Raw genomic sequence first — 8,820 nt, 5'->3', positions numbered from 1 at the left:
GGGTCCTCGCGGGCCCCGTGCGGCGCGGCGAGCCGCTCACCGACGCCCGCCTGGTCGGCGACGGGCTCCTGCGCGGCTACGGCCCCGGGACGGTCGCCGCTCCCGTCCGCATCGCCGACGCCGACACCGTCCGGCTGCTGCACTCCGGCGACCGGGTCGACGTGCTGGCCGGCCCGCCCTCCTCCGGTTCGGACGATCTCCCCGGCGGCGGCGGCCGGTGGGGCGCGGCCCGCGTGATCGTGTCCGGCGTGCCGGTGGTGACCGTGCCGCGCCGCGGCGACGAAGGCGGCCGGGAGGGAGCGCTGGTGGTGCTCGCGACCGACCGGGCGCAGGCCCAAGCCCTCGCCGGCGCAGGCCCCGCCCTCTCGATCACCATCACCGGCCCCTGACCACCCGCCCGTCCTGGGCGCTCGGGGGATCGACTTGGCACAAGGGGTGAACTTTCATTACCATCCGTAGCCGTTCCGTCCGGCTCCGGCCGGACCGGACATCAGTGATATGACGCACGCGGGAGTGAGAACCCCCTCCGATCAGGGCAGACCAGGCGCTGATCGGCCGTGCCCCTCCCCCGCGCCCACAGCCGATCACCGCCAGGAGGGCGTCCGACGGGACGCGCCCCACCGACCCCCAGGAGCACGCACATGGGCGGATTCAAGAAATTCCTCTTCCGCGGAAACCTCGTCGACCTCGCCGTCGCGTTCGTCGTCGGAGCCGCGTTCGCCTCGCTGGTCAAGGACTTCGCGAACTCCTTCATCACCCCGCTGATCGCGCTGATCGGCGGCAAGCCCGACTACACCCGGCTCGCCGTGACGATCGACGGCACGAAGTTCCCCTACGGCATCTTCGTCACCTCGGCGATCGCCTTCTTCATCACCTCGGCGATCGTCTACTTCCTGGTCGTGCTGCCGACCACGAAGCTGATCGAGCGCATGGACCGCGGGAAGGAGGCCACCGAGCGGGAGTGCCCCGAGTGCCTCGCCGAGATCCCCATCAAGGCGCGGCGCTGCCGGTTCTGCACCTCCGAGATCGTCCCGCTGGCGAAAACCCCCTGACGCGTCAGTACTGGCTCTCGGTGCCGTACTCCCAGTGCCAGGGCTCGAACGGGTTGCTGTAGGCCCACGCCGGGTGGAACCACCCGTACTTCCTGGAGTTGGCCTTCAGCCAGTTGAACTGCACCGAGCCCTGGTTCTGCACCCCGCCGCAGACGTCGATGGCCTGGCCCTTGCCGTGGTTGCTCGTGCCGGGGACGGCCGCGAAGCCGGGCCGCCGCACGTAGACGGACTGCTGCTCGGCCAGGCTCCGGTAGGAGTCCGTCAGGCACATGTCGCGGCCGAAGTGCGCCTTGTACGCCGCGTTCAGCTTGTAGAACGCGAGCGCCGCGTCCGCGCGCAGCTGGCGCCCCTTCTGCGGCAGCGGGCACAGGTACTTCTGCGGGATCAGCCCGTTGGGGAACTTCTTGGCGTCGGCGGCGAGGCTCTTGTCGCATCCGAGCTCCAGCCGCTTGCTCTCGGGCAGCTTCTTGAGCATCGCGTTCAGCTGGTCGGTGAGCTGCGCGGACCGCTTCCTGAGCCCGTCGATGTCCTGCTGCACGCGCGTCTGCGCGATCGCGCTGCGGGACTGCAGGTCCTGCGCCGTGGACGCCAGCTCCTGCTTGCGCTTCTGCAGCGCGTCGGCACGGTCCACAAGCGCCTGCTGCGACCGCGCGAGCATGCTCACGTCCGCGGTGGCGCGCAGCGCCTGCTCCGGGTTGCCGCCGCCGAACACCGCCATCGACCCGGCGGCGCCGGGCTGCTGGTAGGAGGAGTTCGCGAGCCGGGCCAGCGGCTGCCGGATCTCGTTCAGCTGAGCCTCGGCGTCCGCGAGGTCCTGCAGCGTCGCCTTCAGCTTCGTCTGCGAGGCCGCCAGGTCCTTCTTGCGGCCCTCCATGTCCTTGGTGGCCGACTCGAGTTCGTCGCGAGCCTTCGCGGCGGCCTCGCGCAGCGACTTGACGTCGTCCCCGCCATCGGCCGCCCTGCCGGCACCCTGCGGCACGAGCGTCGCCATCACCAGGACGGCCGCGGCCAGCGCAGCCGACCGGGGGTTCGGCACGGTGGTTTTCCTCCTGATGCCCGAATACGAACAGCGGCAGAACGCTACTACAGGTTCACAGTTGAACAGGGCGCAACCGCATCAGCGGCCGGGGTGACGATGGCGACGGCACCAGTGGTCGAGATACGGCACGCCCGCCCACGGGCACGACGGCCGTACGTCCGGCGACTGCGCGGGCTTCGGCGTCGTCTTCTTCGTCGGCACCGCCTGCGGCGTCACGACGCGCCGCGGCGCCTTGGTCTCCGCCTGCGGATCGCTCTCCGGCGGGACGTACTGCCCGAACGTCGGCTCCGCCGAGGGCGACCCCTGCGCGGCCCGGGACGTCGGCGTCGGCGCGCCGTCCGGCCGTCCCGAGGGCTCGTCGCGCAGCGAGAGCGCCACCACGGTCGCCAGCGCGACGGGCACCAGGAATGCACCCGCGACCATCGCGACGCGTCTCCGCCGAGGCGCGCGCTTCTCCGTGGCCTCCCCGGCCTCCCGGTCCTTCGGCTGCCCTCGATGCCGACCCGTCACGGCACCGAAGCGTACCCACACCGACCCCACCCGGCCTAGACCGCGCGTAAGCCTTATCCCGCCGCGCTTTGGCGCTCTCTTGAGCCTCGGTCACCCCCATAACGGGGAGCGCCCAGCCCGCCCCTTCCCCTACCCTGTAGGTGCCGTCCGCTACGCTCTTCCGGCAAGCGACGACATGCCTCCGTAGCTCAGGGGATAGAGCACCGCTCTCCTAAAGCGGGTGTCGCAGGTTCGAATCCTGCCGGGGGCGCCCATCACCTGCAGAAACGCCCCCGACGAAGGTCGGGGGCGTTCTCAGTTCTCGGATCCTCTGGGTTACTGCTCGCACGAACCGCGCGGAGCGTGTTCTGCTCACTCGCTGCCCTGGACGGCGACCCCGTCGATCCGGTTCCAGCCAGCGTGGATTGGGCGGGTAGGTCCGCCTAGATCAGGGGGCGACCTCGGACAGAGTGGTCACGGTTTGCCTCCTTGGAGCCTTGGGCGCCCGCTCCGGATGCCGGGCGCTCACCTGAAGCGCTGTGGCCTCCGACACTGGCCGGTCGCAAGGCGCGGGTCCACGAAGTTGCGCGCAGTTGCGCTCCAGTTGAGCCGCGAGGGCGGCTAGGCGCCGGCGGCGCTGCGCGATGGGCGACGCCTCCGGAGACCGGCCATGGGTCACCGGTGGGTCAGCGGTAGGCCAGCACCCCGCCGGTCGCGGCGGTACGGTCGTCCCAGCCGCCCGATCCGAGCAGGCCGCCGTCCGGGGCAGGCGCGAGGTCGCCCAGCTCGACGTACTGGAGGCCCGGCGCCTTCACCGGGGAACTGCTCCAAGAGCCCGAGGCCGTGCGGCGGAACAGCAACGACCGCTGGTCGCCGGTGTAGGCGAACATCCAGAGCCCGCCCTTGCCATCCGGCACGAACGAGCCGTTCTCGTGCCACGCCACACGTCTGGGCAGCCGCTCCGAGCGCCAGCGCTTGCCGTCGAAGCGCAGCAGGTAGGCATCGGTGCGCATCTCGGACCAGATGCTCGCGTTCACAGCCAGCCACAGCGCGCCCTTCGCGGCAAAGAGCCTGCCGTAGGCGAGTTGCGTCTTGGCGGGGTCGCGCAGCACGGCGGGCAGGGAGCCGCGCGGGTCGGGGGCCGACCGCCAGTGCTTACCGTCGAAGCGTTCGGCGACCTGCCCGCCACCGCTCCGCCAGCCCACGGCCCAAAGGTCCTTGGGCGAGCGCAGGTCGGCGCTCCAGACGACGAACGGCGTGGTCGTCTTCTTCCAGCCGCGCCGGGTGCCGTGCCAGGCGACGGGACGGCGGTCGGTCGGCCCGTCGGTCCCGAAGACCCACACGTCCCGGGGTCCGACGACTGTCACAGCGGTCACGACCGTGTTCCCGAGCGCTTGCACGGCCTTCCACTGCCTGCCGTCAAAGCGCATCGCGACGGGCGGCCCGTTCTTGACACCGAGCGTCGCGGCCCACACATCGTTCGGCGAACTGGCGTCGGCGGCGACGATCTCGCCGCGAGCCTGCGACGGCAACGCGACCTGCCGCCAGCCGGATCCGTCACGCCGGAAAGCGGTGGCGCGGCCGTCCCGGTAGCTGCGGCCGCCGAAGGCCCAGGTGGTCTTGCCCACCGTCAGCAGCCGGGACCCGTTGCGCAGCGACTCGTGCTGCACCGAGGCCCGCCAGGCGGGGCTCGTCGCGGCCCGCGCGGCCGGGACGCCCAGCAACGTGGCGGTGACGGCTCCCGCCGTCACGAGGGCCGGGGCGGTCGTTCTCATGGGGGTCTCCTATCGTGGGCTCGCCCACCACCCTGACCGAGACGATCTTCGTGCGCCTGAGTACGAATACTCATATCCAGCGGAAACGCTCTAGCCGCCCTCACTGGCCCGCAGCGTCTGGGTGATCAGGTCTCAGGCGGCCGATCCGTACACCGCGAGGGCGGCCAGCTCATCGAACGCCTTGAAGTAGGTGTTCAGCTCGCCGGCGCGGTGACGGTGACGCTGGCGGTCAGCCAGCCGGGAATTCACCCCCGCCGCCGTCCCACACGCCGACCACAGATCGAACGCCTCGTTACCACCCAGCTCGACGCCATGCTCGACGCCGGCGAACCAGCCGACCTCGCAGACGCCTTCACCATGGCCGTCGCACTCACCACCATCGGCCAGTACCTCGGCATACCCGAAGCCGCCGCCCCACAATTCCAAACGTGGGGCGACGGCCTACCGTCAGTCGGCGACAAACGCGAAGCCGGCAACGCCAACTCCCTTACAGGGTTGGGAACCCACATGGCCCAGATGCTCGCCGAACGACGCGCCGACCCCACAGGTGACCCGCCGGATAGGAGACCACCGCCAGCACCTTCTTGGCCCTCATCTACAAAATCCTCACCACCGCGCAGGACGAGGTCCTCCTCTACGAGGTGCTGTGCAACGACACATCCCGCATACCCGACGCGATCGAAGAGACGCTATGCCTAGTCCCCAACTCCATCATCTCGCCGGACGCTGACGGCACGCCCCTCTGCCAGGTCTCTCTGCTCGCGCCCTGCTCGCACAAACGGTCCCAAAGGCCCCCGTGCATCCTCACCGCCCCACGCCCAGGGAGCAATGAACAAAGCCTTTGACCAGCACAAACAAGCACAGCCTCACAGCGCCACAGATGCCCCGATAATGCGGAGCACACTCTTAAAGCGGGTGTCGCAGCTTCGAATCCTGCCAGGGGCGCCATCATCTGCGGAAAACTGGTCCTGCAGGTCGAAGGCCGCGAATCGGCTCCACGGTCTCGGCTCTTGCGGCAGATGCGGTGCCGCGTCCAGGCGCCGGGACGCGGTGATGCCTACGCTCGCCGGCACCAAGGACAGGCCGCGCGAGTACTTCTTTCCGCACATCCGGCCGATCGGGGTCGTGGCACTGGGAACCGTGACGCTCAGGGTCATGGCGCTCGGGCCGTGACGCTCGGGCCCTTGCCGGGGGGTTCGGGGCCGCTCGTAGGAATGGTCTACAGCCGTTTGGCGTGGTGTCGGAGGGCGTCGTGGGCGGCCTTCTCGCAGGCGGCGCACTTCTGGCCATCGGATGCGTTGAGCGTCAGGCGAGGTCGATCGAGCAGGCGTCGTGGCGGCCGCCGGTCTGGCTGTGCGAGGTGCAGTGATCGAGGCGAGCGTTGTCCTCCTCGGTCCAGTTCGCCGGGTCATGCGGGGTGAACACGAGACGTGGGGCAGTCTTGCTCGTCTCGGGGGTTCGGAGCGTGGGGCGTTTCAGGTGCTGCGTGGCTTGGGGCCGCCCTTGCGGGGTTCGACGCCGCGTTCGCGGAGCTTCCGGCGGATGTAGCCGGCGGTGAAGGTCTCGGGTTTGGCGAGCTGGTCGGCGGTGCGGCCGGCGTTGGCGGCGTCGACGTAGGCGGTGAAGAGGTCCTCCAGGAGGGCGTCGGCCTCCTTTTTGGCCTTCAGGTACCTGGTCTCCGCGAGTTCGACGCGGGCGTCCGCTTCATCGGGATTCATTCGACACAGAGTACCGATACTTAGGAGCGAATGAAATGGCGAAGGGGACGCAGAGCTTCGGGATGCGGGAGCTGTTCGTCGCGACCGCGGATGCGCGCCTTGGTCTGAGCAGGATGGCGATGGCGAGGAGGGAGCCCAGGAGCGCGAGCCACTTCCTGCGGCGTCGGCGGGTCTCGGCTTGGACGTCGCCGGGCAGGTCCGGCGTCATGGCCCGCTCCGGCGGAGGCGGCGGGTTACCGCGTAATCCGGCACATCGCGCCGCTGGCGAGCCCCCGGCCTGGGTTGGGGCGGGCCGGGGGCTCGGGCGCGGGGATCAGCCGTTGATCTTGGCGGCGGCGAACTGGGCGCCCTGGGGGACGGTGCCGTTCGTGGCGTAGGTGAGGTGGGCGGAGATGTCGACGCCGTTCGCGCAGACGGGATCGCCGGTGTTGCAGAACTCCTTCGCCTTCGGGCCGTAGAGGGAGCTGGCGGTGTTGATCGTCTGGCCGTACAGGCGCAGCGGGTTGCCGTAGACGACGACGGCCTTCACGCGGGAGGCGAGGTTCGTCGGGATGGTGCCGCCGGTGCCGAGGAGGGTCGGGATGCCGATCGCGATGTCGGTGACGCTGGCGCCCTGCGAGTAGCCGCCGAGGACGAACGAGGTGCCGGGGCAGGACGCGGCGACGGACTTGACGTGGTTGCTCATGTCGGTGGCGCCGGGGCCCGCGCTGGTCTGCGCGAGGTCGGCGGCGTAGTTCACCGCGTAGGAGCTCACCGACTTGCCCGGCAGGTCGCCCTTGATGGCGCTGACGAGCGGCGTGCCCACGATGCCGAGGCCGGGCAGCTCGCCGCTGCCGCGGGCGAAGACGACGTCGACGTCCGAGCAACTGGCGGCGGACGCGGGGGCGGCGGACAGGGTGGCCAGTCCGGCGGCGCTCACGGCGCCGGCGAACGCGACGGCGGTGAGCCGCCGGAGGGACGGGGAGAGGGGCATGCGGGCCTCTTTCTGCTCGCCGGGCCCCGATCGATTCGGGGCCGGTCAGCGCAGGAACGTAGGGGCCCGGGGGCCGCCGCGGCATCGGCAGAATCACCGGCCGGTCCGCCGGACTGGCGATTTCCCCGATGCCGGGAGCAGGGCCGCGGCCGACACTGTGCTTCCCCCCGACCAGTGCTTCTAGGAGGCAACCGTGCGAATACCCCTGCGCTCCCCGAGACGGCGCGCCACCGCCGCGGCCTTGGGGGCGGTGCTCTTCGGCGCCTTCATCGGCGCGGCGCCGACCGCCCGCGCCGAGGCGGACGACCCGGCCGTCAGCGTCCCGCCCGCGGGGAGCCACGGCTTCCCGTTCCTCGCCGCCGCCGAGGACCTCGGCTCGTACGGCTACACCGAGAACGAGTACTTCATCTCCGGCACCGCCCACTCGTACGCGAAGGCGGGACTGTGGGGCCCGGACGGACGGTGGAGCGTGCGCGAGTCCGGCAGCGCCGCGTACAAGACCCGGCTGCTCGTCCGGCGGCCCACGGACCCGGCGAAGTTCAACGGGACGGTCGTCGTCGAATGGCTGAACGTCAGCGGGCAGCTCGACCTGTCGCCGGACTACTGGTTCGAGCGGGACGAGCTGCTGCGCGAGGGCTACGCGTGGGTCGGCGTCTCGGCGCAGGCGGTCGGCGTGAACGGCGGGCTCGGTGAGATCCACGGCCTGAAGGGCTGGGATCCCGAACGGTACGGGACGCTCGTCCACCCGGGCGACGCGTACTCCTACGACATCTTCTCGCAGGCCGGGCGGGCGCTAAGGGCGCCGGACGGCCCCGACCCGCTCGGCGGGCTGAAGGTGAGGACGCTGCTGGCGGACGGCGAGTCGCAGTCCGCCGGGTTCATGACGACGTACGCGGACGCGGTCCAGCCGGTGGCGAAGGTCTACGACGGCCTCATGATCCACAGCAACAGCGCGGTGGGCGCGCCGATCAGCGGCGAGCTGGCGGACACGCTCACGATGCCGAACCCGTCCCGGATCCGCACGGACCTGCCGGTGCCGACGTTCGTGGTGCTCACCGAGACGGACGTCCCGCTGGCGTCGGCGGCGCGGCAGCCGGACACCGGCAGCGTCGTGCACTGGGAGCTGGCCGGCACGTCGCACGGCGACCAGTGGGCGTACGACCTGGGTGATCCGACGTTGAAGAAGTCGGCGGGGTCGGCGGCGCCGCAGGCGGACTGCACCGCGGGGACGGCGCCGTTCAACGACGGGCCGGGTCACTACTCGATGAACGCGGCGCTGCGCCACCTGGCGTCGTGGGCGCGGGGCGGGGCGCGGCCGCCGAGCGGCGCACCGCTGAACACGGCGCTGCGGGACCCGCGCACCGGGCTCGCGACGGGCGGCGTCCGGCTGCCGGACATCACGGTGCCGACGCGCACCCTCACCGGGCTGCGGCACCTGGGCCTCGGTGACGGCGTCTTCTGCGGCCTCTACGGCGCCCGGGACCCGTGGAACGGCGACGCGGACGGGTGGGACCGGCACGACTCCGGCGACCCGTCCAACCCGTCGTTCCCGCCGGTCGCCGAGCCGGTGCTGAGCCGGCTGTACCCGACGCACGCCGGGTACGTGGCCAAGGTGCAGGCGGCGGCGCAGCAGTCCGTCGACGGCGGGTACCTGCTGCCCGAGGACGCGGCGGCCATGGTGAAGGCCGCGCAGGACTCCGGCATCGGCGGCTGACCCCGATGGACGGCGCGCCGGCCGGCGCGGGCGCTCGGCGACCGGGCGTCCCGCCGGCCG

9 protein-coding genes and 1 tRNA gene are annotated in these 8,820 nt (G+C 71.3%); 4 read left to right on the top strand and 6 right to left on the bottom strand.

What is annotated here, in order from left to right:
- Positions 1-389: CpaB family protein (locus tag ABZ914_RS40565; protein WP_500199913.1), on the top strand; the 389-nt coding region annotated here is incomplete at its 5' end.
- Between the two features lie 252 nt (positions 390-641).
- Positions 642-1,052 carry a large conductance mechanosensitive channel protein MscL gene (gene mscL / locus ABZ914_RS40560; protein WP_500199910.1) on the top strand — a complete coding sequence of 137 codons (411 nt, stop codon included), beginning with the start codon at positions 642-644 and terminating at the stop codon, positions 1,050-1,052.
- Between the two features lie 4 nt (positions 1,053-1,056).
- On the opposite strand, the gene ABZ914_RS40555 is transcribed toward mscL, so the two are convergent.
- Entirely contained in the window at positions 1,057-2,088 is a 1,032-nt protein-coding gene (locus ABZ914_RS40555) for a D-alanyl-D-alanine carboxypeptidase family protein (protein WP_500199909.1), read from the bottom strand.
- Between the two features lie 81 nt (positions 2,089-2,169).
- A complete protein-coding gene (locus ABZ914_RS40550) occupies positions 2,170-2,514 on the bottom strand; it encodes a hypothetical protein (protein WP_500199907.1) in 345 nt (114 codons plus the stop codon).
- A 264-nt stretch (positions 2,515-2,778) separates the two neighbouring features.
- On the opposite strand from ABZ914_RS40550, the gene ABZ914_RS40545 reads away from it, so the two are divergent.
- A tRNA-Arg gene (locus tag ABZ914_RS40545) sits at positions 2,779-2,851 on the top strand.
- A gap of 415 nt (positions 2,852-3,266) precedes the next feature.
- Here the strand turns inward: ABZ914_RS40545 and ABZ914_RS40540 are convergent.
- The 4 genes from ABZ914_RS40540 to ABZ914_RS40525 all read right to left on the bottom strand — a co-directional run bounded on the left by ABZ914_RS40540 (position 3,267) and on the right by ABZ914_RS40525 (position 7,046).
- Positions 3,267-4,355, bottom strand: a complete 1,089-nt coding sequence (locus ABZ914_RS40540) for a hypothetical protein (RefSeq protein WP_500199905.1) — start codon at positions 4,353-4,355, stop codon at positions 3,267-3,269.
- A 132-nt stretch (positions 4,356-4,487) separates the two neighbouring features.
- Positions 4,488-4,781 (bottom strand): hypothetical protein, encoded by a 294-nt coding sequence (locus tag ABZ914_RS40535; RefSeq protein WP_500199904.1) that lies wholly within the window; start codon positions 4,779-4,781, stop codon positions 4,488-4,490.
- Between the two features lie 1,049 nt (positions 4,782-5,830).
- The gene (locus tag ABZ914_RS40530) at positions 5,831-6,073 is read right to left on the bottom strand and encodes a hypothetical protein (protein ID WP_433241712.1); all 243 of its coding nucleotides are present in this window, start codon (positions 6,071-6,073) and stop codon (positions 5,831-5,833) included.
- A gap of 313 nt (positions 6,074-6,386) precedes the next feature.
- The gene (locus tag ABZ914_RS40525) at positions 6,387-7,046 is read right to left on the bottom strand and encodes a cutinase family protein (protein WP_500199902.1); all 660 of its coding nucleotides are present in this window, start codon (positions 7,044-7,046) and stop codon (positions 6,387-6,389) included.
- A 193-nt stretch (positions 7,047-7,239) separates the two neighbouring features.
- On the opposite strand from ABZ914_RS40525, the gene ABZ914_RS40520 reads away from it, so the two are divergent.
- Complete coding sequence (locus ABZ914_RS40520; protein WP_387027654.1) at positions 7,240-8,760, top strand: alpha/beta hydrolase domain-containing protein; 1,521 nt, start codon at positions 7,240-7,242, stop codon at positions 8,758-8,760.
- The last annotated feature ends 60 nt before the right edge of the window (positions 8,761-8,820 follow it).

Source organism: Spirillospora sp. NPDC046719 (assembly GCF_040645715.1).
In the GTDB taxonomy this organism is placed as follows: domain Bacteria; phylum Actinomycetota; class Actinomycetes; order Streptosporangiales; family Streptosporangiaceae; genus Spirillospora.
The sequence above is the reverse complement of the archived record's forward strand: the minus strand, read 5'-3'. Positions and strand labels throughout refer to the sequence as shown.